Source organism: Youngiibacter fragilis 232.1, from assembly GCF_000495435.3.
Taxonomy (GTDB): Bacteria; Bacillota; Clostridia; order Clostridiales; family Clostridiaceae; genus Youngiibacter; species Youngiibacter fragilis.
The window spans coordinates 1-24,167 of record NZ_AXUN02000186.1 but is presented as its reverse complement, the minus strand read 5'-3'; the positions used below and the strand labels follow the sequence as shown (position 1 = coordinate 24,167).

The following is a 24,167-nucleotide window of genomic DNA, read 5'->3' as shown; positions in this document are numbered from 1 at the left end:
AATTGGATCTCGTAAATATGTTCAGGACTGCATTCATTGCGATCAACATGCTCGGTCTCTTCATGATGTTCTGGGACAAGCGGAAGGCTCGCAGAAAAGAGTGGAGAATACCAGAAAAGACCTTGTTCCTAGTTGCAGGAATCGGGGGAGCCTTCGGGGTGCTCTTCGGCATGAGCCTCGCACGGCACAAGACAAGGCACCTGAAGTTCCAGCTGGGGATACCCGTCCTTGCCTTCGCATGGGCGCTCATTCTTATGAAAACGGGGCTCTTCAAAATATAGCAGGCAATGAAAAGACGCTCAGGGAATGTCCCTGAGCGTCTTTGCTCTCATTCATTACTTCTTGTGTCTTGGGTTCCTTACCTCAGCCTGTGCAGCTGCAAGCCTTGCAACCGGCACTCTGTATGGTGAGCAGGATACATAGTCAAGTCCCACATTGTGGAAGAAGTTGACTGATGACGGGTCTCCGCCATGCTCTCCGCATACTCCGAGCTTGAGGTTCTCCTTGACGCTTCTGCCCTTCTCGCTGGCCATCTTGACAAGCTGGCCTACGCCTTCCTGGTCAAGCTTTGCAAACGGGTCGAAGTCATAAACCTTCTTCTCATAGTAATGCTTAAGGAAAGTTCCTGCATCATCCCTTGAGAATCCGAAGGTCATCTGTGTAAGGTCGTTTGTACCGAAGGAGAAGAAATCTGCCTCAGTCGCGATCTCGTCTGCTGTTACCGCAGCTCTTGGTATCTCTATCATTGTTCCGACAAGATACTTGAGCTCTGCTCCTGATTCAGCGATTATCGCATCAGCGGTCTTAACGACTATGTTCTTGACATACTTGAGCTCCTTGACTTCTCCTACGAGAGGGATCATGATCTCAGGCACAATGTTCCAGCCCTTTTCCTTGTTCACTTCGATGGCAGCCTCTATGACGGCCCTTGTCTGCATCTCAGCTATTTCAGGATATGATACTGTGAGTCGGCAGCCTCTGTGGCCCATCATCGGGTTGAACTCATGAAGGTCAGCGATTACTCCCTTGAGTTCATCAGCAGTCATTTCAAGAGCTTCAGCAAGCTCAGCTATCTGCTCGTCTTCCTGTGGAAGGAACTCATGGAGCGGCGGATCCAGGAATCTTATCGTTACCGGGAATCCCTGCATTGCCTCGTATATTCCCTTGAAGTCGCTCTTCTGCATAGGAAGGAGCTTCTCAAGAGCCTTTCTCCTGTCTGCCTCTGTCCTTGCGACTATCATCTGTCTCATCATGAATATCCTGTCCTCAGCGAAGAACATGTGCTCTGTTCTTGTAAGGCCTATGCCTTCCGCTCCGAACTTGATCGCAGTTGCGGCATCATGAGGCGTATCTGCATTTGTCCTGACCTTGAGTGTCCTTATCTCATCGGCCCATCCCATGAATGTACCGAAGTGTCCGCTTATTTCAGGCTCAACGGTCTTTATCTGCCCTTCGTACACGGTTCCTGTGGATCCGTCGAGGGATATGTAATCCTGGTCGGTATATACCTTGCCAGCCAGCGTTACGGTCCTTGCATCCTCATCTACCTTGAGTGCTCCGGCTCCGGCTACGCAGCATGTTCCCATACCTCTTGCAACAACCGCTGCATGGGATGTCATTCCGCCTCTTACTGTAAGTATTCCTTCAGCCGCGATCATTCCTTCGATATCCTCAGGTGATGTCTCAAGCCTTACAAGTACCACATTCTCACCTGCTGCTGCCCTTTCCTTGGCTTCAGCTGCTGTGAAGGCTATCTTTCCTGTAGCTGCTCCTGGTGATGCAGGAAGTCCTGTGGTCATTACAGGTGCTGCCTTCAGACCCTCTGCATCGAATGCAGGGTGAAGGAGCGTATCAAGCTGCTTGGGGTCTATCATGAGTACAGCCTGCTTCTCAGTTACAAGACCTTCCTTGACCATGTCAACGGCTATCTTGAGAGCTGCCTGCGCTGTTCTCTTTCCGTTTCTTGTCTGGAGGAAATAAAGTGTTCCATCCTCGATCGTGAACTCCATGTCCTGCATATCCCTGTAGTGGGCTTCAAGCTTGTTCACTATGTCAATGAACTGCTTGTAGGTCTCAGGCATCTGCCTCTCGAGCTCTTCGATAGGTGAAGGTGTCCTGATTCCGGCAACAACGTCCTCACCCTGAGCGTTCATGAGGTACTCAGCGAATACCTTCTTCTCGCCTGTTGCAGGGTTCCTTGAGAATGCAACTCCAGTTCCTGAAGTCTCTCCCTTGTTTCCGAAAACCATCATCTGCACGTTAACTGCAGTTCCCCAGCTTGAAGGAATGTCATTGAGCCTTCTGTAAACGTTAGCCCTTGGATTATCCCAGCTTCTGAATACTGCTGTTACTGACTCGATGAGCTGCTCCTTCGGATCCTCCGGGAACTCCTCACCAAGCTGCTCCTTGTAGTACTGCTTGAACTGAACAACAAGCTTCTTGAGGTCATCCGCGGAAAGCTCAGTGTCAAGATGGACACCCTTCTCTTCCTTCATTGCTTCAAGGATCTTGTCGAAGTTCTTCTTGCTGAGTTCTTTTACGACGTCAGCGAACATCATTATGAATCTTCTGTACGAGTCGTATGCGAATCTCTCGTTTCCGGTCTCTTTGGCAAGAACTTCAACTGTCTTGTCAGTAAGTCCGAGGTTGAGGATCGTATCCATCATTCCAGGCATTGAAGCCCTTGCTCCTGACCTTACTGAAACAAGAAGCGGATTCTTGTCGCCATTGAAGGTCTTTCCTGTTTCTTTCTCAAGTGCGGCAAGCTTCTCGTTGATCTCTGCGATTATCTCTGAAGCGATCACCTTTCCGTCGTCATAATATTTATTGCAGGCTTCCGTAGTGACAATGAAGCCTTTTGGTATTGGAATACCAAGGTTTGTCATTTCTGCAAGATTGGATCCTTTTCCTCCGAGGAGGTTCTTCATCGATGCATCACCTTCATTAAAAAGGTAAACATACTTTTTTGACATTAGATTTCCCTCTCTTTCTAAATATATGATTTCTTGACCCTTTTCCGGGGTTAGAAGGCTTTGTTTCCACACAGGGCACCAAAACCTAATACATTATAGCATAAGAAACCCGTCATTTACACTTGAAATGCATTCAGGATTTGGAATTAGCACATATAATGATATTAATTTTCCGTTAACGGGCAAAGAAAAGGATGCCTTGAAAGCATCCTATGAAGTCAGATATCCTGTTTTCTCTCTGCTATGGTTTTCTTCAAGCCGCTTATCGCCTGGTCAGCCTTATCCGCTGCCTTTGAAGTGATTTCCCTGGCCTTCTCAGTCAGTTCGATCCTTCTGCCTGACGGCAGGTCCAGCTCTGCCTTCGAGCCCGAAACAAGAAACGCTGCAAGAGAGGCTATGAGAAGCTTTGGCTTCTTAAGCAGAAGCAGTCCGGCTACTGCAGCTACCTCAACAGGTATCTTCACACGCTCCTTGCCCTTAAGGGTTATCTCCAGATTTCCCGCTCCCGTTGCCTTGTTTTCCTCCATTTTCTGACCTCCTAAAGATATTTCAGCATCATGAGGCTCTTTGGCTGCCTCTGGAAGCTTGCTGATATGATGAATGAGGTAAGCTTACCTATTTCCTCGATAGTGTCCTTAGAAACATTCAGCACGTGGATCTTCTGCAGATCTGTCCTCTGCAGGAACTCACAGGCCTTTCTTGCGCCCTGTGAGACCCTTATCTGTGACATTCCATCATCTGCAGATACGCCCGAAGACCTTATGACCTTTAGCTCAAAGGCCCTTGCGACATACTCAGGCTCCATAGCCTTTGATTCCAGGATATAGAGTGCCGTGACAAGGTCCCTGTAGAGCTCCCTGTCCGGCTCGCTGTCCAATGACACGATATCGCAGAGCTCGAGAAAATATGACCCGTAAGTCAGAAGGGTCAGGTCTTCCTTAAGTCCCTTGAAAGTGGTTATTACAGCCCCTTCATTCAGGGTATGCATGGATTTTCCCTTGTATAGCAGGAATTCCCCAAGAAGCAGAGGCATTGCCAGTGACTGCATCCTGCTCTTCTGGTTTCTGACTCCTTTGCACAGAACGGAAACCTTCCCCAGCTCTTCGGTAAATATCCACATGAGCTTGTCTTTTTCCTTGAAATCCATGGTTTTAAGGACTATTCCCCTTACCTTTTCCTGCATTTAGTCCTTGTAACCGAGATCCTTGAGGATAGTTGAATTATCTCTCCAGTCCTTCCTTACCTTTACAAAGGTCTTGAGGTCAACCTTGCCTCCAAGGAATTTCTCGATATCCTCCCTTGCCCATTGACCGATCTTTTTCAGGGTCTGGCCATCTTTTCCGATAATTATCCCCTTGTGGCTGTCCTTTTCGCAGATGATGTCTGCCTCTATAGTAAAGTTGCCATTCTCCTTTTCCTTGAATGTCACGATCTCGACAGCTATTCCATGAGGTATCTCCTGGTTAAGGAGCTTCAGAGCCTTCTCCCTTATGGTCTCGGCTACAATGAACTTCTCCTGCACATCGGCAAGCATGTCCTCAGGATAATACATGGGACCTTCAGGTATGTACTTCTTCATTAGGTTTATGAGCTCTTCGGTATTTTTTCCCCTGAGTGCTGAGATCGGAAGTATCTCGGCAAAATCCATATATGCCGAATAGTTCTTAAGCGTTTCCGCGACCTTACCTGATGTGCTTTCATCCGTCTTGTTGACAAGAAGGAACACCGGAATGGAGAGCCCCTTCAGGCTTTCAAGTATATGGGTGTCAGCTGTGCTTACCAGCCCTTCTGCAGTGGTCATGAACACGACTATATCCACCTGATTGAAAGTGTCCCTCGCAGATGAGACCATGTATTCACCCAGCTTGTGCCTTGGCTTGTGGATTCCTGGTGTATCGACGAAAACGATCTGGCATTCCTTGTCAGTATATATCGCCTGGAGATTCTTTCTCGTTGTCTGCGGTTTGTTCGACACTATCGATATCTTCTCGCCCATCAGGTGGTTGAGAAGTGTGGACTTCCCCACATTGGGCCTTCCTACTATTGTTACGAATCCTGATTTAAACATCCTGTTTCTCCTTTGCATCTGACAACGCATCCTTTGTGAATGCGCCCGGAAGTATCTCTTCCAGCGTCTTCACCATATATTCCTTCCCGTTCTTGGCGATTATGACCGGAATATCACCCCTGTCTGCGAATTCCACCATTACCTGTCTGCATATCCCGCAAGGGTATGTATATGAGTTCAGGTCGCCGACCACTGCTATCGCCTTTATCTTTTTCTTTCCCATTGCCACAGCCGAAAATATCGCAGTCCTTTCAGCACAGTTAGTAGCCCCATATGAGGCATTCTCAACATTGCAGCCTGACACAATTTCGCCGTCCTCAGCAAGGATTGCAGCCCCAACCTTGAATTGAGAGTATGGAACATATGCATTCTCCCTTGCCGACATGGCAGCTTCTATAAGTTTCACGTAATCCAAAACCAAACCTCCCCTAATAACCGAATAACCTGAAAATGAGTATCGTGGCAAGGAACCCGAGGAGTCCTCCCACAACCACTTCCTTTGTGCTGTGGACCCTGGAGTCCACCCTGGACTGTGCAACGATAAGCGCCATGAGAAACGAGAGTGTCATGACTATCGCTGATTCTGACAGGTAACTCACCATTGTAGCAATTGAAAAGGCTATGGCCGCATGTCCTGACGGCATGCCTCCCTTTAGCGGGGTGCCTTCACCTATGACCGCCTTGGTAAGTATGACAGCCAGTGAAACAAGAACAAACACCACCAGTACAAGGTAAGGGCTGGAATGTTTTACCAGTTGTATGCCGTTGTAGGTCATTGAGGTTATTTCGTTCCAAAACAGGAAATATCCAACGACCACGGCATTTATCGTAGTCAGCAGCACAGAAGCCGCAGCGGTGTTCTTTGCTACCTTTGCCAGCGGGTGGTAGTGGTTCGTGGTCAGGTCTATCGTTGCTTCGACTGCAGTGTTGAACAGCTCTGCTGACATGACCATGGTAATAGTAAGGCACAGCACCAGCAGCTCGACCTTTGTAATCCTTGTGAAAAGCGCCAGTACCAGTACCATTATCGATGTTACGACATGGATCTTCATGTTGCGCTGTGTGCGTACGGCATAAATCAGACCTTCGATCGCGTAGTTGAAGCTGTCGAGGAGCCCCTTCATCTTCATATCAGTCACTCCCTGCTTATCTCAAGCATACCGAGGATCTCCTCTTCACGTTTTCTCATCCTCGATTTGTCTTCATCCTCCATATGGTCATAACCAAGCAGATGGAGCATCGAATGTACCACTAGGTAGCAGAACTCCCTCTTCAATGAATGTCCGAATTCAACAGCCTGCTCAGAAGCTCTTTCCAGGGAGACCACAATGTCTCCCAGCATAAGTTCCTCACCATTGTAGTACTGTGCAGGAAATTTCTTTCCTTGGTGCTCGTCCTTGAATACCGAGCCTTCTTCATATTCAATCATAGGAAAGGAAAGGACATCTGTCACCTCATCCTTGTTTCGGGTATCGCTGTTTATTTCCCTGATCCCTTCATTATCTACGACCAGGACGTCAACCTCGAAGCTGCCCGTCACTCCCTCTTCCCTTGCAGCAAGCTCTATTGCACTTGCAGCCGCATCCTTTATCTCATCTGAAAGTACCAGCTTTTCCTGTTCATCGCTGAAATTTATCATACCTGCACCTGCCTGTCCTGTAGTTTTTTTCTCTTGTCTTCCGGGTATTCTATCCTCTCATGATACATGGAAGATAGTGTCTTGAGGAAGCTGTTCCTTATGAGGCTTACCTCCCTGTAGGTAAGGTCGCACTCATCAAGCTGCCCGTCATCCTGCTTATCCCTTATGACCTTGTATACCATGGCCTGCACCTTGCCTTCTGTCGGTTCCTGGAGGCTTCTTACAGATGCTTCCACGCTGTCCGCAAGCATCATTATACCAGCTTCCTTGGACTTTGGCTTGGGACCAGGATACCTGAAGTCATCCTCGCTGACCTCTTCAGGCTTGTCAGAAATGTTCTTCTGTGTCACAAAGAAGTATTTTACAAGGGTAGTGCCATGGTGCTGGGTTATCATTTCCCTGAGCTCCAGTGGGAGCTTGGCCTTCTCAGCCATCTCAAGCCCAACCTTCACATGGCTTGTTATTATGAGTGTCGAAAGATTTGGTGTGATCTCATTGTGCGGATTACCGCAGCCAATCTGGTTCTCCTTGAAGAACTTCGGCCTGGAGAGCTTGCCTATATCGTGATAGTAGGCGCCGACCCTCAAAAGTATGGTGTTTGCCCCGACTATCTCCCCTGCCGCTTCAGCAAGGTTTCCCACCATGATGCTGTGCTGATAGGTACCGGGAGCCTCCATCTGAAGCCTCTTGAGCAGAGGATTGTTTGGGTTTGAAAGCTCAAGCAGCTTGATTTCAGTCACTATATTGAACAGGTTTTCAAGTATGGGCAGAACACCTATCACAAGAACACCGGAAACGATACATGCGGCTCCGGCAATAGCTCCGCTTATGATGATCTCCCTCGATGAACCAGACACAAGGAGACCCATCCCGAAGGATACGACGAACGCCATCAAACCAACAAGCGTTGAGGATTTGACTATGTCATTCCTCTCTTCTACTCTCTTGAGCAGTATGATGCTTATGACTGACGTAAGCATCATAAGGACGATGACCTGCGGGTCAAAGCCTGTCATCATGCTTATCAGGATACTGTTCAGGATTGACATTGTCTGACCTATCCTCTTCTTTGTCAGTATCATGAGAAGCATAGGGGAGAACGTGTATGGCAGCGCATACGGGCTTATTATTATCATTGCCCTTGATATCGCAGTTGACAGCAGCAGTATTGCAAATATAAGCATCGCTGACTTCCTGTTTGTCACAAGGTCCCTGTAATATTTGTTGAGATAGAAAAGGATTATGCCGTATACCGCAATTACTCCAATACCAATCCCGACAAATGGGAGGAAATCCGATTTGTCACTTGCAAGATATCCAAAGTCATCAAGAAGCGCAAGCTGGTATTCCCTTACAGGCTCCCCTTCCTTGACTATAGTCTGGTTTGCCTTTATTACTACCGGTTTGACCTTGGCAGCGGCATCTGCCTTAAGCTCCGCTGTAAGAGCTTCATCAAATAAGTAGTTCGGCTTGACAAAGGGCTGCATAACCTTCCAGATTGCCGATGCGGCTGCATCGCTTTTTGCGGTCGCTTCTACGGAAGACCTGAGGCTCACTGTTGCCTTCTCAAGCTCACCCTGGTCATCCTCTTCAATGACTGAGGAATAGACAAGGGAAACCGACTCGCTGATGTCAGTAACCATGCTTCTGAGGACCTCATTGCTCAGGGAAAGCAATGCCAAAAACTCATCAGCTGTAATACCTGACGCTGTTTTCGACACAAGCGACTCCGCCCTCTCCTCATCTGTTGCAAAATAAGCCTTCTCGGATATCACGGAGTTGAAGAAATCGTTTATGGCCTTCTGAAGCGATCTCCTAACCTCAACATCCTCGCTGTACTGATCCTGGATGCTGTCTCTTGCATCCTCTGTCAAGGCTCCTGTAGTAACCTTGTCAACTGTATCGTAAGCTGCCTTGAAGTCAACCGGTGAGATATCCCCCACCTCAAGCTCGTACTTCTTGCTTACCAACGTAGTGCTGATTATTCCGAAGCTTATTGCAGCAGCGGCAAATGCAGCCAGTATCATCCAAATAACGTCTTTTCTATTCAAATCATTCATCGGAGCATCCTTTACATTAGAATAATACCAATTTTACCATATATCGGCGCAAATGGCATTTTTCCTAAAACACAACAATATCTCTGCCGCTTCCTGTCTGCCTGGTCGTAAGATTTTCCTTCAGTTCACCAAATGGAACCCTTCTCCTCACAAGGAGACCCAGCACATCCGATTTCCACTCATTGGCAAGTTTCCCCCAGATTTGCTCCCTCTTTTCCTGGCTAACAAGCACCGAGTTGATGCCTGCCAGTGTCACGCCTCTCAGTATGAATGGGAATACGGTGGATTCAAACTTCACTCCGGAAGCATTTCCGCTTATTGCTGCAATTCCATCATTGTCAATCTCGCTTAGTATCGATGCAACTGATGCCCCTCCTGTCGCATCAATGCACGCAGCCCACTTGACCGGTGAAAGCGGCTTTTTGGGAGGCATGACCTCACTGAATGGAATCACTTCACTTGCTCCAAGCTCCATCAGCCATGGAGCGCTTTCCATGTCTCTTACAGCTGCTGTCACATTGAATCCGAGCTTCGCAAGGATCGCTATCGCATGGGAACCCACACCGCCTGTCGCACCGGTTACAAGGATCTTCCCTTTTTCAGGCCTGATGCCTTTTTCAAGCACAGCATCAACTGACAATGCGGCAGTGAAGCCTGCAGTGCCGTATATCATGGACTCTTCCAGGGTCAACCCCTTGTTCAGCCTTACCAGCATATCACTTCTCACCTCAGCGTATTCCCTGAAGCCGCCGTTGAAGTCAGTGCCGAAGCCATAGCCTGTCACAACTACCGCATCACCCTCTTCAAGCCCCTCGGCATTGCTTTCAGCTATCACTCCGGCAAAGTCGATCCCCGGAACCATGGGGAAAGACCTTATTACCTTTGTTTCCGGATCTACAGCAAGCCTGTCCTTGTAGTTGACTGATGAATAGTGTATGCGGACCCTCACTTCACCGTCAGACAGCTCCCTGAATTCCATATCCTTGTAGCCAAGCTCGAAGCCCGCTTCATTCCTGTCCATTACCAGCGCCTTGTATTCAACCATTTGATTTTACCTCCTGAATAAACATATATTCCATATTGAAACTATAACACAACAGACTAAGGATATTTTGAATAACCGGTTAATTTTATGGGCATGGTAAAGGAGAGGCCACATCGGCCTCTCCTGGAGCTCTACTATTTCATTGTTGCTGCGTTCTTTCCTGCTATCCTTCCGAATACGTTGATGTCCGCAAGCGCATTTCCGCCAAGCCTGTTGGTTCCATGCAGTCCTCCGGTGACTTCACCGGCTGCATAAAGACCCTTGATGACGTTTCCGTTCGCATCTATAACCTGGGCATTTGCATTTATGCTTACTCCGCCCATTGTGTGGTGCACAGTCGGAACTCTTGCTCCTGCATAGAAAGGCGCTGTATCTATCTTCTTGTCAAACAGTGTCCTTCCGAATTCATCCTTGGCAGCGCCATCTACAGCCTTGTTGAAATCCTCAACTGACTTGACGAAAGCAACCGGATCAACTCCTATCTGCTTTGCAAGGTCTTCAAGGGTATCGGCCTTGAAAGCCCTTCCTGCTGCAACCAGATCATCAATCGTCTCGTTGAAGTTGTTCTTTGTGTCGCCAGTCGGGTACGAGTTCTTGTCTACGATTACCCACATGTATGCGTCAGTCTGCTCCATGAGAGCCTTAGTCATAGTATCTCTTCTTGCACCCTCGTCAACGAATCTTACACCTTCCTTGTTGACGAATATCCTGTTCTGTACACCCTGCTCAATGTTTCCGCTGAGGCTTCCTGTTACCGGGTCACCCATTGGCAGAAGCTGGATGTATTCCATTCCCATAAGCTTCGCGTCTACAGCTTCAGCCATTACGATACCGTCTCCGGTTGCTCCAGTGTGGTTGGTTGTCTTTACGTTTGTAAGGTCCGGCCAAAGTACAGTGTTGTACTCGTTCCTCATCTCAACGTTCGCTCCGAATCCGCCAGTAGCGAGCACGACGCCCTTCGTTGCATTGAGTGTTACCTTGCCGTTCTTGCCTTCGCATGCAACGCCAACTACAGCGCCGTCCTTGACTATGAATTCCTTGGCAGTCGTATCAAGGATAACCTCAATGTCAGCCTTGTTCTTCTCAAGGTAGTTTTCATAGGTCTCCATGAATCCGGTTCCAAGTGGCTTCTCAGGCTTGTGTGCCCTGTTCCAGAGTCCGCCGAGAACTGTGAAAACATAGTCCTTGAATTCCATACCCAATGACTCGAGCCATTCAATTGCCGGATATGCATTGTCTGCAAATACGTCTATAAGTTCAGGCGTACCCTTCTTGTCTCCGCCAAGGTATGTCTGCAGCTTGTGAAGTGAAGGTGAATCGAAAAGTGTAGTCTTGCCTGATGCAAGGTACTCTGTCCATTCCTTCTTAAGCGTCTCCTGCCAGGTCTTGACGAGGGCATCCTCGTAAGTACCGGCAATTATGTTCTCAACTGTCTGCTTTTCAAGTGCAGTCATTGTGAGAGCGCTCTGCCTGCTAGAGTCCGCTGCATTGTATGCTGAACCTGAAATCATTGTGTTTCCGCCGAGCCTCGACATCTTTTCAACCACGATTACCTTGGCGCCATTCTGATGTGCTGATACCGCCGCAGCAAGTCCTGCTCCGCCGCCGCCAATTACTATAACATCAGCTGTCTTCTCTACATCGCCCTTTGTCTCGCCTGAGGCAATTTCCTTAGCCTTCAGCTTCTCGACATCCGCGCCTGCTGCCTTGAGCGCTGCTGTTATTGCCTCAAGTATTCCCTTGCTTGAATATGTTGCTCCTGTTACAGCATCTACCTTCAATGAGGTGTTCACCTTGACCATCTCTACGATCTTTTCAACCGCCTTGTCGCCAAGTCCTTCTGTCTCAGTATGCTCTACCTTGATGTCTGTGATCTCGGTAGCGGTGACTGTAACCTTAACCTTGATCTTTCCATGGAATCCGTCTGCTTCGCCATCATAGGTCCCCGCCTTGAAGGTTGCAGTTTCGGTTGGTGTGGTAGGTGTCTTTGTTCCGCAGGCTGCGAGTCCTGCGATCATGAGTCCTGCAAGTGCCAGACTCAGGATCTTCCTGAACTTTTTCATATGATTCCCTCCATTTACATTTAAGTGAACTTGGTTCACCGAATCCAAGATTTATTATAAGTCATTGTTAACACATTATCAATAATTAAATAACAAAAATTTATATTTATGTTAAATATTTATCTTTTATGCAGATTACATGAGTCATCCAAGTCCATCCAATCCTTTTCCACGCAAAGCAAAAAGACAGGGAAACTAGTTCCCCTGTCTGTTCAGATAATCCTTAACTATGCTGCTTACGAGCTTGCCATCGGCTTTTCCTGTTGTTGCAGGCTTCAGAGCCGCCATAAGCTTGCCCATGTCCTTTGTGCTGCTTGCCCCGATTTCCTTAGCTGTGTCTTCTACAAGTCTTATGATATCTTTTTCTTCCAACTGCTTCGGAAGGTAACCTAGTATTGTTTCGATTTCGAAATTGTTCTTGTCAACAAGGTCCTGCCTGTTGCCTTTCTCGAATTCGAAGTTGGCATCCCTTCGCATCTTGACTTCCCTTGCAAGTATCTCAACAGCCTTTGCATCCTCTACCTTGATGTTGTCCGTCTTCTCCACATGGAGTATGGCGGCTTTCACCATGGAAAGTATCTCAGCCCTTGGTTTGTCCTTGCTCTTCAAAGCCTGCTTCCAGTCTTCCTGAAGCTGCTCCTTAATGGTCACAAAATCACCTTCTTACAAGAACTACTTGAACTTTCTCTTTCTTGCAGCTTCTGATTTCTTCTTCTTCTTAACGCTTGGTTTCTCGTAGTGTTCTCTCTTTCTTACTTCGCTGAGGACACCCGCTCTCGCGCACTTCTTCTTGAATCTTCTGAGTGCGTTCTCGAGGCTCTCGTTCTCTCCAACCTTGATCTCTGACATTCTTTATCCCTCCCTCCGCTAGTCGAAAATAAAAACTTCAGCTATTCGGGCAAAATAACACATACATTATTATAGTACAGTTTTAAAACTCAGTCAATCATTTTAACCCGGAGGCCACTCCAAAGTTCTGCCTCCAAGCAAGTGGAAATGGAGATGGTCGACGCTCTGCTGTCCATCCTTTCCAGTATTGATGACAACCCTGTATCCGGATTCTGCAATACCTTCCCTCTTTGCCAGGTCCCTTATCACCACCAGTACCTTCGATGCAATGGCTGAGCTTACTTCATCAAGCTCGTTGATTCCACTGACATGCTGCTTAGGTACAACAAGAATATGGACAGGTGCCTGTGGGGCTATGTCCCTGAAGGCATAGATGTTCTCATCCTCATAAACCAGGCTGCTTGGTATCTCGCCTTTAATTATCCTGCAAAACAGACAATCCATGTTATCATTCCTCCTGCTGGTCCAAAAGTTCTCCGAATGCAGTGTCCTTAGCCGAACCTGTTATCTGTACTCTGCGTATGTGGCCTTCTATGTCCTCCAGGGACTTTGTCTTTACCCGGATGTAGTCTGGGGTATACCCGTAGTAAGCTCCATCCCTGCCTTCTTCAAACAGGACCTTTACACGCTTCCCGACTATTCCCAAGACATGCTTCTCCTCAAGCTTGTCCGAAAGATCCATTACCAGGCTGCTTCTTTCATCCTTTGTCTTAGGGTCAACCTTACCGGTCATCCTGGCGGCAGGTGTCCCCTTCCTCTCGCTGTACTTGAACGTATGTATCTTGTCCAGCCTGACCTTTTCAAGGAAATCCATTGTCTCCCTGAACTCATCATCGGTTTCCTGCGGGAAACCCACGATGACATCAGTTGTTATTGATACACCTGGCAGACTTTTCCTAAGCTTGAGGACAACATCAAGATATTCCTCTTTTGTGTATCTCCTGTTCATTCTTTTAAGGGTAGCATCCGAGCCTGATTGAAGTGACAGATGGAAATGCGGGCAAAGCTTCCTGAGTGACAAGACCCTCTCCATTGCTTCACCCTTGAAGAACATCGGCTCTATCGATCCAATCCTTATCCTTTCAATTCCGTCTATTCCATCAAGATCCTCCAGGAGGTCTATTAGCCCGTAGTCTTCCCTGAAGTCCTGTCCATATGATGCGATGTGGATCCCTGACAGGATAATCTCCTTGAAGCCCTCTGCGGCCAAGAGCCTTACCTCTTCAATCACCTTTTTCCTGTCCTTGCTTGAGACCCCTCCCCTTGCATAGGGTATTATGCAGTAGGAACAGAACCTGTTGCATCCGTCCTGGATCTTCATGAAGGCCCTTGTCCTTCCTTCATATCCTCTTATGCTCAGTTCCTCGAATCTGGCACCAAGCATGATGTTATCAGAGACATGTACCACCTGCTTCCTTTCAGCCATTGCCTTGTTCACATAGAACACTATCTCTGATTTGTTCCTTGAGCCAAGGACAACATCGACACCTTCAATTGATGCGACCTCTTCCTTGTTCACCTGCGAATAGCACCCGACCACGGCAACAACAGCATCAGGATTCTGGCGCTTGGCCCTGTGGATATGCTGCCTGGATTTCTTATCCCCCATATTCGTTACAGTGCAGGTGTTGATCACATAAACGTCAGCCTTCTCAGCAAACCCAACTACCTCGAAGCCGTCCTTTTCGAACAGCTCCATCATCGCTTCCGAATCATATGTGTTGACTCTGCATCCCAAGGTTTCCACAGCCACTCTCAATCAATCGCCTCCCATGTCCCCAAATGCCATCTGCAGCATGGCGATGGCTGCCATACCTGCAGTTTCAGTCCTTAATATCCTTTTTCCAAGCGTCACTGCCTTTGCGCCAAGTCCTTCAAGAAGCCTGATCTCCTCTTCCTCGAATCCGCCCTCAGGACCGATTACAACGGCGATGTCATATGCTTCCCCTATCTCATTTCGCAGCCTGTTGATTCCATAGCCTTCCGCATTCTCATATGGCACGACAATCAGGTCATGCCTCCCCAGGGAATCAGCGATCTTTGCCAGTTCACAAGGCTCTGCGACTTCCGGGATTATCGTCCTTTTTGACTGCTTTGATGCTTCGAGTGAAATCCTCCTGAGCCTGTCCAGCTTCCTGTACTCTCCCTTGCTCGCTGACTCCACCCTTGCTGTGATGACAGGAACTATCCTTGCAGCTCCGAGTTCAGTTGCCTTCTGAACGATCAGGTCCATCTTGCCTGCCTTCGGCATACCCTGGTATAGGGTTATCCTGACAGGACTTTCATTCGTACCCTCGATCCCCCTCAATATGGTTATTACTGTATGGTCCTTCTGGACATCCTTTACAATCCCTTCAAAGTCATGTCCCTGAAGGTCGTTGACTGTCACAGTCTCTCCTGCCCTTACTCTCAGAACCCTTGAAATATGCTTGTGGTCGTCGCCTCTCAATATAGCCTCACCAGAAGCTATCTCCCCAGTAAAGACCTTATGCACCGCTTTTCACCGCAGTGATCGCGATCCACTCACCCTGCCTGTCCGTCTCAATTACACTGAATCCGGAAGCCATAAGCTTGTCAGTGACCATTTTTTCCTTTTCCCTGATTATGCCTGAGGATATGAACTTGCCGCCTGCCTTGAGCTTAAGCCTCACATCATCGATAAGGACCACCACTATTTCTGCAATGATGTTCGCAACGATCACATCCGCCGTGCCTTCCACAGTATCCATAAGGTTGCCTAGCCTTATATCCACATTATCAAGCGCATTGAAGCCGACATTCTCTTTTGCAGAATCCACCGCAACAGGATCAAGGTCGACACCGACCACTTCTCCTGCTCCAAGAAGACTGGCTCCTATGGCAAGGATTCCTGATCCTGTTCCGATATCGAATACCGTATCACCCTTTGACATGTGCCTTTCAAGCGCTTCGAGGCACATTCTGGTAGTTTCATGCGTGCCTGTCCCAAACGCCATTCCGGGATCCATGGATATTATTATCTCGTCTCCTGAAGCCTTATACTCCTCCCAAAGAGGTCTGACAACAAATCTCTCACCTATCTTCGTTGGCTTGTAGTACTTCTTCCAGTTGTTCGCCCAGTCCTCTTCGTTTACCTTCCTTGAGGTAACCTCGAACTCACCGATCTCAAAACCGAATTCCCTGAGCCCTGATATCTTCCCTCTGATCTCCTCACATATTCCTGTCGCGTCGGCATCCTCGCTGAAATAAGCCTTTATTACAGCCTTGTCCTTGAATTCAAAGATGTTTATGTCGGCAAAGTCCCAGGTAAGCGGTCCCTGGTCGCGTCCAAGAATATCCTTGGGGTCTTCTATCGAAAGGCCCTTGATGTCCATTGTGTACAGGATGTTTTCAACCGCTTCGGCATCCTTCTCCTCAACTATGATTTTTATTTCACTCCATATTCCATTCATATTATCCATCTCCATTCTGCTTTTGGCATACTAAATTATAGCAAATACATTGACTTAATTCAAAAATAATGCACGATAAGGAAAAATTCGTCCTTCTGTGGATTGAAGCCCTGAATTCAATTATAATGAAAACATATTCACATAAGGACTGATTTGTCCAGTTAAGGAGCGACCAATGAAACTAACTACAAAGACACTTACGAAGCTTCGCCTGATGCTCAGATACGCTGAAAGCGGGGCATCCATAATAGGGCGGACAGAAGGCTTCTGGTTCAGCCTTACTCACCCGGATGAAGGCAAGCCCATAACCTTGAAGACATCCCTTTCAGGTCTGGATGAAAGAAGGGAGGAGCTGAGGTCCTATCTTGATTCCATAAAAGACAGGTTCCACTTCAGGTTCACCGATATCAGCGGTTCTGACCTGACCATAGAGCTGTTCCAGAAGCTAGGACCTGAAAGGTCCGCAGCACTTATAAACGAGCTCATTACCAGTCTTTCAGATGAATTCGGCGCACTCGGCCTTACTGGAGCATGCGGCTTCTGCGGCCTGGAAGGCTCCTTCCACGCTGTCCGGACAGGAACCTCTGTCGCTGAAGCATGTCCTTCCTGCATTGCAAGGCTTGGAGCTGAAATGGAAGCGTCATCAAAGGGCAGCCAGAACGGCAGCTATCTTAGGGGTGCCTTGGGAGCATCCATCGCATCGGTACTTGTCGGTGTAGCCTGGGCAATAGCCACTGCAATCGGTGCCTTCTCTGCCCTGTTGGGTTTTGCATTCGCTCTCGTCGCGAAAAAAGGATATCTCCTGTTCAAGGGAAAAAAAGGGGCCCAGATGCCTTTCATCATTGCCGGTGCCGCTTTCCTCGGGCTTGTAGCTGCAATGATAGGCGACCTGTCGCTTGCAAGCGTATCTCCTGACGATATCTACACGCTCGAGGAAATGACAAGCAATATCATGATAGGGTTCGCATTTTCCCTTATCGGAACCTATGCGACCATGTCTACGACCATCAGGGAGCTTGGAATGAGCTCGACAAGAGTTGAGGATGTATATGGCGAAGAAGGACCTCTTTCCTGAAGAATCATTTGATTCGAAGTTCTTTCACCTTAAATCGCGGAAAAATATGAACGATAAAGGAAGGCACCAGTGCCTTCCTTTATCGTTCTAGAATATTCCGAACTTCTTCTTGTCCTTCTTGTCCTGCTTTGGAGACCTGTCAACAGTCTCACCGGAAGCTTCCTTATAAAGATAGAGCGCTTCCTTCTGCTTGTCATTAAGCTTCTTCGGTATATCCACAATTACATTGACATACTGGTCGCCTCTCGCATTGTTCCTGGAATTGACGACTGGCACTCCCTTGCCTCTCAGCCTGAAGAGCGTACCTGACTGGGTGCCTTCAGGAACATCGTAGCTGACATCCCCATCGACTGTCGGCACCTTGATTTCCTTCCCTAATGCCGCATCAGCAAAGCTTATATGGGTATCGACATATATGTCGTTTCCTTTTCTGATGAATGTCTTGTGAGGTTTGACCCTGAGTACGATATGCAGGTCTCCTGCCGGTCCGCCCTTGGTCCCCTGGTCACCCTGTCCCCTTAGAGGTATTACATTGTTCGTATCAACACCCGCGGGAACATTGACTGTGATCTTCCTCTTCTGCCTTACCTGTCCTTTGCCCTTGCAGACTTCGCATGGGTCGGATATGGTTTCTCCGGATCCGTTGCATGTGGAGCATACGGTCTCCTGCACCATGTTTCCGAAGAGAGTCTGTCTCTGGACCCTTACTGTGCCTGAACCATGGCAGGTCTTGCAGGTCTCTGCCTTTGATCCCTTTTTGGCGCCGCTTCCCGAGCAGTTGTCACAAACCTCGGTCCTCATCACGCTTACTTCCTTCTCAGCTCCGAATACAGCTTCTTCAAAGCTCAGGTCCATCGCATACTCCAGGTCTGCACCTCTCCTCGGACCTGTACGTCTTCTCGACGCACCTCCTGAAAAGCCTCCGCCACCGAAGAATGTCTCGAAAATATCACCAAATCCACCAAAATCCGATGCATCGAATCCGCCCGCTCCCTGTCCGTAGCCGTTGAAGTCCGTTGTGCCGAACTGGTCATACTGGGCTTTTTTCTGCGGGTCTGAAAGTACCTGGTAGGCTTCGTTTATCTCCTTGAATTTCTCCTCGGCCTCCTTGTTTCCCGGGTTCTTATCCGGATGGTACTTGATGGCCAGCTTTCTGAAGGCTTTCTTTATGTCTTCCTCACTGGCACCCTTTTGAAGTCCCAGGACTTCATAATAGTCTCTTGTTGCCATTTCACACCACCTGTTTCCTTTTGAAGGGGCTTAACCCCAATTAGGGAAAGGATAACCTTTCCCTAACCATGCATCATATCTGGTTTATTTGTCGTCCTCGACAGTAAAGTCAGCGTCTACAACATTGTCCCTGTCCGGTCCTGGCTGTGTGCCTTCGCCTTCGTACTGTCCCGCTTCAGGTCCGGCCTGCTGTGAGGTCTGTGAGTATATCTTCGATGATACCTTGTAGAACTCGTTTGTAAGTTCATCAGTGGCCGTCTTGATCTCATCATCGGAGCCTGTGTCCTTTATCTTCTTTACTGCCTCAAGCTTCTCTTCTATAAGCTTCTTGTCAGCATCATCCATCTTGTCCTTGAGCTCTTCCATAGTCGTCTCAGTCTGGTATACCACCTGCTCAGCGTTGTTCCTAATTTCGATGGACTCCTTCTTCTTCCTGTCCTCTTCAGCAAACCTTTCAGCTTCCTTGACTGCAGCCTCAACTTCAGCATCTGTAAGGTTGGTCGAAGCTGTTATCGTTATGTTCGCTTCCTTTCCTGTTGCCTTGTCAACTGCTGTTACCTTGACTATTCCATTGGCATCGATGTCGAAGGTAACCTCTATCTGAGGTACTCCCCTTCTTGCCGGTGCAATGCCCGAAAGCGTGAATCTTCCAAGTGTCTTGTTGTCTGCAGCCATCTGCCTTTCACCCTGCACTATATGGACCTCGACCGAAGTCTGTCCGTCTGCAGCAGTTGTGAATATCTGGCTCTTCCTTGTAGGTATCGTAGTATTCCTCTCGATTATCTTCGTAGCCACTCCGCCGTAGGTCTCAAGTCCCAGTGTAAGCGGTGTTACATCCAGAAGCAGTATGTCCTTGACTTCACCTGTCAGTACTCCTGCCTGTATAGCTGCACCAAGTGCTACAACCTCATCAGGGTTTACTCCCTTGAAGGGTTCCCTGCCTGTGAACTCCTTGACTGCATCTACAACTGCAGGTGTTCTTGTGGATCCTCCTACAAGTACTACCTTGTCGATGTCGTTCATTGTAAGTCCGGCATCAGAAAGCGCTTTCCTCATTGGCTCTATTGTAGACTTCACAAGGTCTGCAGTAAGCTCATTGAACTTGGACCTTGAGAGTGTCATGTCTATATGCTTTGGTCCTGTTGCATCTGCAGTGATGAACGGAAGGTTGATCATTGTCTGCATCGATGATGAGAGCTCTATCTTCGCCTTCTCAGCAGCCTCCTTGAGTCTCTGGAGAGCCATCTTGTCCTTCTTCAGGTCTATTCCGGTATTCTTTCTGAACTCGTCTGCAATGTGGTTTATGACCCTTTCATCAAAGTCATCTCCACCAAGCCTTGTGTTTCCGTTAGTCGACTTGACCTCGAATACTCCGTCACCGAGCTCAAGGATGGAAACGTCGAAGGTTCCGCCTCCCAGGTCGTACACGAGTATCTTGTGCGCATCATCAAGCTTATCTATTCCATATGCAAGTGAAGCTGCAGTAGGCTCGTTGATTATTCTGAGGACCTCAAGTCCCGCGATCTTTCCTGCATCCTTTGTAGCCTGTCTCTGTGAATCGTTGAAGTATGCCGGCACTGTTATTACAGCCTGCGATACCTTCTCGCCAAGGTATGCCTCAGCATCAGCCTTTAGCTTCTGGAGTATCATTGCAGAGATCTCCTGAGGAGTATATTCCTTGCCGTCTATGGTAACCTTATGGTTTGTTCCCATTTCCCTCTTTATTGACGCGACTGTCCTGTCGGAATTGGTGATTGCCTGCCTTCTGGCTACCTGGCCAACAAGCCTCTCGCCATTCTGCTGGAATGCCACGACAGACGGGGTGGTCCTTGCACCTTCAGCATTTGGGATTACTATCGGGTCTCCACCTTCCATAACAGCTACGCATGAATTTGTAGTTCCAAGGTCTATTCCAATTACTTTTGCCATTTTTTACTCCTCCTGATCAGTTGGCTACTTTTACCACACTGTACCTTATGATTTTATCGTTTCTTCTATATCCCTTCATGAATACATCAACAACCTGATTCTTGCCTAAGGACTCATCCTGAACGTGCATCACAGCCTCGTGCATGGACGGGTCAAAGCCTTCATCGGTTATTATTTCTTCAACGCCGAGCTTTTCAAGGGCATTCCTGAAAAGTCCTAAAGTCAGCTCGACTCCCTTGTTGATTCCGTTTTCACTTTCCTTCTCGAATTCCAGGGCTTTTTCAAGGCTGTCAAGCACCGGAAGAAGCTCCTTGACAACATCAGCGACGCTGTCGGTATATATGCCTTCCTTTTCCTTTTGTGATCTCTTCCTGAAATTGTCATATTCGGCAGATATCCTCTGAAGCCTGTCCTTCAATGCCTCAGACTCGTTTCTCAGCTTCTTTGCCTCGTCTTCAAGCTTTTTCCTGGCTCCGAGCAAGTTCTTCAAATCAAATACCCTGCCTTCCTCTTCATCAGGCACACCTTCGGCAGCCTCAGCCTTCACTTCAGATTCATCATCAGAGGCATCGGCCGCTGCTGTCTCGACCTTTTCAAGCTCGAGCTCCTTATCACCATTTCCTTCAACCATCGCTAATCAAATCCTCCTCGCTGAGCTTCTTGTTAAGCTCGCTTGTCACGTTGTTAATTATTGAGACCACCTTGGAATAATCCAGTCTGGTCGGTCCTATCAGATTTAATGTACCTACATTCTTTCCGTTGATCCTGTAGTGTGCAGAAATGACGCTTACATCCTTAGCTTCAGGTATGTCCAGCTCATCTCCGATCTTTATGACAAGACCGTCGGTTTCACTGCCGTCCTCTGCATCCTTGAATATTGCATCAGGGTTGTCAAGAAGGCTCAGGAATTCCCGTACCTTTCCAACATCCGCAAATTCATGGTACTTGAGCATGTTCGAGGTCCCTTCGATGATATAGTCATCACCCATGTCGCTCTTAAGGCTCTCATATACCGCACCTACTACTTCCGAGAATAGCTCATCATGTCCCTGAAGTCCGTTCTTTATGGTGTTCAGCACCTCAAGGTTTATGGCTTCCATGGTCATGTCCCTGAGCTTCAGCGTAAGCAGGTTTGATATCGCCATTAGCTCTTCAGGGTCAGGTATCGACCTCAGCCTGATGTGCTTGTTCTTCACGGAACCTGTATCAAGCATGATCACTGCTAAAATGGCATTCTGGTCGATCTGGACCAGCTGCACTGTCTTGATGTGGCATTTCTTGATGTTCGGCTTCTTAAGGACGACAGCAAGGTTCGTCAGCTCAGACAGCATCATTGAAGCCTGCTTCATTACCCTTTCTATTTCGTAGGCAGCCATGGTGATTATCCTGTTCTCTATAAACTTGATCTCATCAGCCGAAAGGTCGTCCAAAGTCATGAGCTTGTCGACATAGAGCCTGTATCCTTTGGATGAAGGTATCCTGCCTGCTGATGAATGCGGCTGCTCAAGCAATCCCATTTCTTCAAGGTCAGCCATTTCATTCCTTATGGTCGCGCTGCTCACACCAAGCTCGTACTTCTTGGCAAGAGTCCTGGAGCCCACAGGGTCACCAGTAGTCACGTAATCGACTACTATTGCTTTCAGTATTTCAAGTTTTCTTCTGTCAATTTCGTTTGGCATTCGTCCTCACCTTTTTGTTAGCACTCTCATCTGTTGAGTGCTAAAGCCTACGATAATAAAATAACACCGCTTTCTTTTTTTGTAAATACCAAAATGGCACTTTTATGTCATTTTAATCGTTTTTTAACTTTCATAAAAATCAGCGCACCTCCTGTTCAAGGGAGATGCGCTGCTTAATCAGTCTATACAGAAACCTTGCTTACCTTTGCGAATCCCTTTGTCTTGCTGAAGTCAGCCTCATGGTGGAAATTGACAAGCGCTTCAAACGGATCAGCGTTTTCAAGATCGATCCTGTCGAGCTCTGACCTTTCTATCTTGACTGAAAGTATGAGCTCAGAGTCCTTTTTTCCTGTATACGGGTTCTTGTCTTCCTCTGTGATGTTGATGTAACAGTCAGCGATTGGAAACAGGTTGAACAGGTCCCTTGAGATCCTGAAGGCTATTCCGGCAACAAACTGAGCTGCTATCGACCAATAGTCGGTCTTGGTATACTTCCTTATTGACAGCTTCCCTGTCGGCGTAAGTGTCTTGTATTCTTCAGGTATGAAATCAGTTATTGATAGAACCGCGTCCACATTTATTGTATCCGCATCTGTGAAGCTCATGTTGAGTGATTTGAGGAAGCTCCCGAGTTCTTCTGACATCTTCAGGCTTTCAAGGGCCATAATGAAGCCCTCAGTGTCCTTGGTCAGGACCTTCGATGCAATGACCTTGTTCATCTGCCACTGCTCCATCAGCTCCTGGTCAAGCAACCTGGCCTCCTCCACATTCTTTTGGAAAAGCGCTGTATCTTGACCTCCGCCGAAAAGTCTTTTCAGGAATCCAGGCTTGTTTTCCTCCAGCAGCTTCTTCGCTGCAGCTGTGTTAGGTCCATCCTCTCCCTTTGCAAACGGCGGCTCCTCATCCAATACGGAATTCCAGTCAACGTTTGGCGGATAGTCGGCTTCGCGATGAAGTCCGGTAATCGCTGCGATGTCTTCAGTGAACTCACTTATCTCCTGCAGGGGAGTAAGTCCCGTGTCTCCTTCAGCCTTCCTGAACAGCTGGTCCTTTTTCCCGATAAGCTTGCCTGGATTGAAGGTCTTACTGTAGGAAAGCCCCGTACCGGGTATTCCGAATGTGGTTGTTGCCTTGCCTGTCGTGCTGATGCTCTGCCTGAAGCCCTTACCTCCGAAGGAAATGCTTCCGCTACCCTTACCCACATTCAATCTGAAGCCCTTTCCCAGATTTATGCTCTTCCTGAATCTAAACCCCATTGAACACACCTCACCTTGTTATCCTTACCCATATTATATCCCAGCGTCATTTCATATGATATCCTCGCAGAGAGAACAAGAATTCACTTTGACACTATCTGCTTATGTTCTTTGCGACAAAATCCAGATGCCTTTCCATTGCATCAGCTGCTTTCGAAGAATCACGTGACTTCAGGGCCATAACTATATCCTCGTGCGTTTTTACGAGTTTCTCGTTGTTCCCAGGATTCACCAGCAGCACTTCCCTTGTCTCCTTTATGAATGTATCCATAAGAGATGATACTGCCCTGAGAATGCTTTCCATGAGCTTGTTCCCCGATGACCTAGCAATCAGATAATGGAAGTCTGCGTCGAGTCTGACACTTTCAGCCTCTGAAGGTCCAGATTTCATCCGTCTTATCATCTCTTCGAGTTCACCTAGCTCATCATCCCCGATCTTTACTGCTGCAAGGGCAGCCATCTGTACTTCAATGCTTTTCCGGAGCTCTATTAGCTCCAGGTTCCTCGAGTTCTGAAGCACGAACATGAGTGATAGCGGTTCGATGAGGTTATCCTCGAAGCTTTCCCTGATGAAGTTGCCTCCGCCCTGGCGGCATTCCACCAGGCCGATTATCTGAAGTGCCCTGAGTGCTTCCCTGATTGATGTCCTGCTCACATGCAGGGTATCGACAAGGTCCCTTTCAGGTGGAAGCCTGTCACCCTTCTTTAGTTCACCTGATATTATCATGTCCTTGATCTGGTCGATGACTGTTTCATAGACCTTCTTGCTCTTCAAGCCTGATTCCATATGCTGCACCTCACCTAAGTTACCTCTAAAGCCATTATACTCTTGAAGGTGAAAAGTCTCAATGAATCGGGTAGGACCCCGCTG

24 protein-coding genes are annotated in these 24,167 nt (G+C 47.9%); 2 read left to right on the top strand and 22 right to left on the bottom strand.

All coding sequences use genetic code 11. The features are described 5' to 3' along the window. The first annotated feature begins 2 nt into the window (after positions 1 to 2). A complete protein-coding gene (locus T472_RS12670; RefSeq protein WP_023384146.1) occupies positions 3 to 281 on the top strand; it encodes a DUF1294 domain-containing protein in 279 nt (92 codons plus the stop codon). 54 nt (positions 282 to 335) lie between these two features. Here T472_RS12670 and ppdK read toward each other — a convergent pair whose 3' ends face one another. The 16 genes from ppdK to prmA form a co-directional block, all read right to left on the bottom strand. After that, positions 336 to 2,972 (bottom strand): pyruvate, phosphate dikinase, encoded by a 2,637-nt coding sequence (ppdK, locus tag T472_RS12665; protein ID WP_023384148.1) that lies wholly within the window; start codon positions 2,970 to 2,972, stop codon positions 336 to 338. A 218-nt stretch (positions 2,973 to 3,190) separates the two neighbouring features. After that, entirely contained in the window at positions 3,191 to 3,499 is a 309-nt protein-coding gene (locus T472_RS12660) for a hypothetical protein (RefSeq protein WP_023383224.1), read from the bottom strand. Positions 3,500 to 3,510: 11 nt separating this feature from the next. Then, the gene (recO, locus tag T472_RS12655) at positions 3,511 to 4,155 is read right to left on the bottom strand and encodes a DNA repair protein RecO (RefSeq protein ID WP_023383225.1); all 645 of its coding nucleotides are present in this window, start codon (positions 4,153 to 4,155) and stop codon (positions 3,511 to 3,513) included. Beyond that, positions 4,156 to 5,040, bottom strand: coding sequence for a GTPase Era (gene era / locus T472_RS12650; protein WP_023383226.1), 885 nt, complete (start codon positions 5,038 to 5,040; stop codon positions 4,156 to 4,158). It abuts the gene before it with no gap. Beyond that, complete coding sequence (locus T472_RS12645; RefSeq protein ID WP_023383227.1) at positions 5,033 to 5,455, bottom strand: cytidine deaminase; 423 nt, start codon at positions 5,453 to 5,455, stop codon at positions 5,033 to 5,035. The genes era and T472_RS12645 overlap by 8 nt, the downstream gene beginning before the upstream one ends. Before the next feature lie 13 nt (positions 5,456 to 5,468). Next, a complete protein-coding gene (locus T472_RS12640) occupies positions 5,469 to 6,170 on the bottom strand; it encodes a diacylglycerol kinase (RefSeq protein ID WP_023383228.1) in 702 nt (233 codons plus the stop codon). Between the two features lie 5 nt (positions 6,171 to 6,175). Then, complete coding sequence (gene ybeY, locus T472_RS12635; protein ID WP_023383229.1) at positions 6,176 to 6,679, bottom strand: rRNA maturation RNase YbeY; 504 nt, start codon at positions 6,677 to 6,679, stop codon at positions 6,176 to 6,178. After that, positions 6,676 to 8,739 (bottom strand): HD family phosphohydrolase, encoded by a 2,064-nt coding sequence (locus T472_RS12630; RefSeq protein ID WP_023383230.1) that lies wholly within the window; start codon positions 8,737 to 8,739, stop codon positions 6,676 to 6,678. Before T472_RS12630 ends, ybeY begins: the two co-directional genes overlap by 4 nt. Positions 8,740 to 8,803: 64 nt before the next feature. Next, positions 8,804 to 9,784 carry an acrylyl-CoA reductase family protein gene (locus tag T472_RS12625; protein ID WP_023383231.1) on the bottom strand — a complete coding sequence of 327 codons (981 nt, stop codon included), beginning with the start codon at positions 9,782 to 9,784 and terminating at the stop codon, positions 8,804 to 8,806. A 134-nt stretch (positions 9,785 to 9,918) separates the two neighbouring features. After that, positions 9,919 to 11,847 (bottom strand): flavocytochrome c, encoded by a 1,929-nt coding sequence (locus T472_RS12620; RefSeq protein ID WP_023383232.1) that lies wholly within the window; start codon positions 11,845 to 11,847, stop codon positions 9,919 to 9,921. Between the two features lie 195 nt (positions 11,848 to 12,042). Further along, complete coding sequence (locus T472_RS12615; RefSeq protein WP_023383233.1) at positions 12,043 to 12,498, bottom strand: GatB/YqeY domain-containing protein; 456 nt, start codon at positions 12,496 to 12,498, stop codon at positions 12,043 to 12,045. A 21-nt stretch (positions 12,499 to 12,519) separates the two neighbouring features. Further along, positions 12,520 to 12,696, bottom strand: coding sequence for a 30S ribosomal protein S21 (rpsU, locus tag T472_RS12610; protein ID WP_003357777.1), 177 nt, complete (start codon positions 12,694 to 12,696; stop codon positions 12,520 to 12,522). A 102-nt stretch (positions 12,697 to 12,798) separates the two neighbouring features. After that, a complete protein-coding gene (locus T472_RS12605; RefSeq protein ID WP_023383234.1) occupies positions 12,799 to 13,140 on the bottom strand; it encodes a histidine triad nucleotide-binding protein in 342 nt (113 codons plus the stop codon). Between the two features lie 4 nt (positions 13,141 to 13,144). After that, positions 13,145 to 14,455: a tRNA (N(6)-L-threonylcarbamoyladenosine(37)-C(2))-methylthiotransferase MtaB gene (mtaB, locus tag T472_RS12600; protein ID WP_023383235.1), complete on the bottom strand. Its 1,311-nt coding sequence runs from the start codon at positions 14,453 to 14,455 to the stop codon at positions 13,145 to 13,147. Beyond that, positions 14,456 to 15,190 carry an RsmE family RNA methyltransferase gene (locus T472_RS12595; RefSeq protein WP_023383236.1) on the bottom strand — a complete coding sequence of 245 codons (735 nt, stop codon included), beginning with the start codon at positions 15,188 to 15,190 and terminating at the stop codon, positions 14,456 to 14,458. Beyond that, positions 15,183 to 16,127 carry a 50S ribosomal protein L11 methyltransferase gene (prmA, locus tag T472_RS12590; RefSeq protein ID WP_023383237.1) on the bottom strand — a complete coding sequence of 315 codons (945 nt, stop codon included), beginning with the start codon at positions 16,125 to 16,127 and terminating at the stop codon, positions 15,183 to 15,185. Before prmA ends, T472_RS12595 begins: the two co-directional genes overlap by 8 nt. 175 nt (positions 16,128 to 16,302) lie before the next feature. On the opposite strand from prmA, the gene T472_RS12585 reads away from it, so the two are divergent. Further along, the gene (locus T472_RS12585; protein WP_023383238.1) at positions 16,303 to 17,202 is read left to right on the top strand and encodes a hypothetical protein; all 900 of its coding nucleotides are present in this window, start codon (positions 16,303 to 16,305) and stop codon (positions 17,200 to 17,202) included. An 87-nt stretch (positions 17,203 to 17,289) separates the two neighbouring features. Here T472_RS12585 and dnaJ read toward each other — a convergent pair whose 3' ends face one another. The 6 genes from dnaJ to T472_RS12555 all read right to left on the bottom strand — a co-directional run bounded on the left by dnaJ (position 17,290) and on the right by T472_RS12555 (position 24,083). Further along, positions 17,290 to 18,432, bottom strand: coding sequence for a molecular chaperone DnaJ (gene dnaJ, locus T472_RS12580; protein ID WP_023383239.1), 1,143 nt, complete (start codon positions 18,430 to 18,432; stop codon positions 17,290 to 17,292). Positions 18,433 to 18,516: 84 nt separating this feature from the next. After that, a complete protein-coding gene (gene dnaK / locus T472_RS12575; protein ID WP_023383240.1) occupies positions 18,517 to 20,361 on the bottom strand; it encodes a molecular chaperone DnaK in 1,845 nt (614 codons plus the stop codon). Between the two features lie 16 nt (positions 20,362 to 20,377). Then, positions 20,378 to 20,992 (bottom strand): nucleotide exchange factor GrpE, encoded by a 615-nt coding sequence (gene grpE, locus T472_RS12570; RefSeq protein ID WP_023383241.1) that lies wholly within the window; start codon positions 20,990 to 20,992, stop codon positions 20,378 to 20,380. Further along, positions 20,985 to 22,040, bottom strand: coding sequence for a heat-inducible transcriptional repressor HrcA (gene hrcA, locus T472_RS12565; protein WP_023383242.1), 1,056 nt, complete (start codon positions 22,038 to 22,040; stop codon positions 20,985 to 20,987). Before hrcA ends, grpE begins: the two co-directional genes overlap by 8 nt. A 182-nt stretch (positions 22,041 to 22,222) precedes the next feature. After that, positions 22,223 to 23,296: a DUF4236 domain-containing protein gene (locus T472_RS12560; protein WP_023383243.1), complete on the bottom strand. Its 1,074-nt coding sequence runs from the start codon at positions 23,294 to 23,296 to the stop codon at positions 22,223 to 22,225. A gap of 94 nt (positions 23,297 to 23,390) precedes the next feature. Beyond that, complete coding sequence (locus T472_RS12555; RefSeq protein ID WP_023383244.1) at positions 23,391 to 24,083, bottom strand: FadR/GntR family transcriptional regulator; 693 nt, start codon at positions 24,081 to 24,083, stop codon at positions 23,391 to 23,393. Positions 24,084 to 24,167: the final 84 nt, after the last annotated feature.

Bases quoted from the DNA above. Each gene is read 5' to 3' on its own strand.
- ppdK (WP_023384148.1), bottom strand. From the start codon at position 2,972: ATGTCAAAAAAGTATGTTTACCTTTTTAATGAAGGTGATGCATCGATG.
- T472_RS12660 (WP_023383224.1), bottom strand. From the start codon at position 3,499: ATGGAGGAAAACAAGGCAACGGGAGCGGGAAATCTGGAGATAACCCTT.
- recO (WP_023383225.1), bottom strand. From the start codon at position 4,155: ATGCAGGAAAAGGTAAGGGGAATAGTCCTTAAAACCATGGATTTCAAG.
- era (WP_023383226.1), bottom strand. From the start codon at position 5,040: ATGTTTAAATCAGGATTCGTAACAATAGTAGGAAGGCCCAATGTGGGG.
- T472_RS12640 (WP_023383228.1), bottom strand. From the start codon at position 6,170: ATGAAGATGAAGGGGCTCCTCGACAGCTTCAACTACGCGATCGAAGGT.
- ybeY (WP_023383229.1), bottom strand. From the start codon at position 6,679: ATGATAAATTTCAGCGATGAACAGGAAAAGCTGGTACTTTCAGATGAG.
- T472_RS12630 (WP_023383230.1), bottom strand. From the start codon at position 8,739: ATGAATGATTTGAATAGAAAAGACGTTATTTGGATGATACTGGCTGCA.
- T472_RS12625 (WP_023383231.1), bottom strand. From the start codon at position 9,784: ATGGTTGAATACAAGGCGCTGGTAATGGACAGGAATGAAGCGGGCTTC.
- T472_RS12620 (WP_023383232.1), bottom strand. From the start codon at position 11,847: ATGAAAAAGTTCAGGAAGATCCTGAGTCTGGCACTTGCAGGACTCATG.
- rpsU (WP_003357777.1), bottom strand. From the start codon at position 12,696: ATGTCAGAGATCAAGGTTGGAGAGAACGAGAGCCTCGAGAACGCACTC.
- T472_RS12605 (WP_023383234.1), bottom strand. From the start codon at position 13,140: ATGGATTGTCTGTTTTGCAGGATAATTAAAGGCGAGATACCAAGCAGC.
- prmA (WP_023383237.1), bottom strand. From the start codon at position 16,127: ATGAATGGAATATGGAGTGAAATAAAAATCATAGTTGAGGAGAAGGAT.
- T472_RS12585 (WP_023383238.1), top strand. From the start codon at position 16,303: ATGAAACTAACTACAAAGACACTTACGAAGCTTCGCCTGATGCTCAGA.
- dnaJ (WP_023383239.1), bottom strand. From the start codon at position 18,432: ATGGCAACAAGAGACTATTATGAAGTCCTGGGACTTCAAAAGGGTGCC.
- dnaK (WP_023383240.1), bottom strand. From the start codon at position 20,361: ATGGCAAAAGTAATTGGAATAGACCTTGGAACTACAAATTCATGCGTA.
- grpE (WP_023383241.1), bottom strand. From the start codon at position 20,992: ATGGTTGAAGGAAATGGTGATAAGGAGCTCGAGCTTGAAAAGGTCGAG.
- hrcA (WP_023383242.1), bottom strand. From the start codon at position 22,040: ATGCCAAACGAAATTGACAGAAGAAAACTTGAAATACTGAAAGCAATA.
- T472_RS12560 (WP_023383243.1), bottom strand. From the start codon at position 23,296: ATGGGGTTTAGATTCAGGAAGAGCATAAATCTGGGAAAGGGCTTCAGA.
- T472_RS12555 (WP_023383244.1), bottom strand. From the start codon at position 24,083: ATGGAATCAGGCTTGAAGAGCAAGAAGGTCTATGAAACAGTCATCGAC.